The sequence below is a fragment of the Mesorhizobium sp. M0239 genome, from assembly GCF_040321815.1.
In the GTDB taxonomy this organism is placed as follows: domain Bacteria; phylum Pseudomonadota; class Alphaproteobacteria; order Rhizobiales; family Rhizobiaceae; genus Mesorhizobium.
Genome location: NZ_JAMYSG010000095.1, coordinates 1 through 1,292, shown reverse-complemented (window position 1 = coordinate 1,292; position 1,292 = coordinate 1). Strand labels below are relative to the sequence as shown.

Annotated in this window: 2 protein-coding genes; one reads left to right on the top strand and one right to left on the bottom strand. The window is 55.3% G+C overall.

What is annotated here, in order from left to right; genetic code table 11:
- Positions 1–254, bottom strand: a 254-nt coding sequence (locus NKI99_RS33725; protein WP_352613742.1) for a cyclic nucleotide-binding domain-containing protein, incomplete at its 3' end; no start/stop codon positions are given.
- A gap of 691 nt (positions 255–945) precedes the next feature.
- On the opposite strand from NKI99_RS33725, the gene NKI99_RS33720 reads away from it, so the two are divergent.
- Positions 946–1,095 (top strand): hypothetical protein, encoded by a 150-nt coding sequence (locus NKI99_RS33720; RefSeq protein WP_352443302.1) that lies wholly within the window; start codon positions 946–948, stop codon positions 1,093–1,095.
- The last annotated feature ends 197 nt before the right edge of the window (positions 1,096–1,292 follow it).

Genomic DNA, 1,292 nt, shown 5'->3' with positions numbered 1-1,292 from the left:
GGAATGTCGCCCGGAACAAAAAAGGAGGAAATCTGACGCTTGCCGTCGCCGGTTAGTTTGGTCGAGCCTATCAAGCCGTCCAGAACGACGAAGGAAAGGGTCGGTTTGTCGCCCTCGCGCAGAATGTCTTCGTTGGCATGATATTCCTTCTCCTGAATCGAGATGTTCCCCAAGAGCGCAATATCTGACGGTGCGAGTTCCGAGATGGTCTGGAGCTTGCGGATTAAAATGTTCGAAGAGGGAGCCTGTGCCATCAAGAACCTGTTTGGGGTTGGCCCTAACTTGCTGGGGGCGCTAATGTTCTCGAGGGCGGCATGGTTGGTGACCTTAGATTGTGCTTGATGCCTTTGGCCTCCCGCATCAGGGAGGACCAATTCGCTCCTAGAAGCGATATCAACTCCAGGGCTTGCGCCTCTGTGATGTCTGTCTCTCCGATAAGCCTTGGGACAAGGCGACGCTCGAGTCAGACCTCAAATTCGTGCTCCCCTATGACCTACCACTCAGAACCCTCCAAACTATAACATATGTTTATAAGTTCCTATCTAAATGACTGTTTTGCGTGAGGCTCCTCCCTTTCGGCTGCGCCCTCCGAGTCCCAGCCCGCTTTCGCCGCATTAACATATGTTATTGTCTAAGGAGCATTTTCGGGCCTGCGGCCGTTGAATTGCCGAGGAATACTCAGGGAGGCATACCTTTCAATGCCGTCGGTTTCCGTACTGGTTGTGGAGATGAAAGCTTCATTCTCTTGGACATCGAAAGCTCCCTCCGGAGGCCGGGTTTGAGGTGATTCCCGTCTCAAAGGGCCTTGAAGCCATTGCAATTTTTGATCGTGAGCCGGAGCGAGTTGCGGCTCTGCTCACAGATATCAGGCTTGGAGACGGCCGAACCGGGTGGGATGTGGCCAGACACCTCCGAACCGTCAATCCCACTATGCCGGTGATATACATGAGCGGCGATGGCGCGGACGACTGGCCGTCGCTTGGAGTGCCCAACAGCCTGATGATCACCAAGCCGTTTGTTATGCCGCAGATCATTATCGGGCTGGCAACTCTCCTCAATCAAGAGAGCGTGAAGCAGCTACCTGCCTCAGAATAGCTGCGAGGTGGTAGCTGGTTAGTCATAGGGTCTTCGCGCAGCCGCGTCGGTCAGGCGTATCGGTGCGGCCGTAGCTTTCATGGCCAACTCGAAGTCTATGCCCGGCTGTTCCGCAAATCCGAGCCAGGTCGGGCGCCCTGATAGTAGGCCAGCCGACCGACACTGCGATGCATTGCCAAGGCCTCCCGAAATGTGCG

Coding starts and splice junctions, on each gene's coding strand:
- NKI99_RS33720 (WP_352443302.1), top strand. CDS start 946: ATGAGCGGCGATGGCGCGGACGACTGGCCGTCGCTTGGAGTGCCCAAC.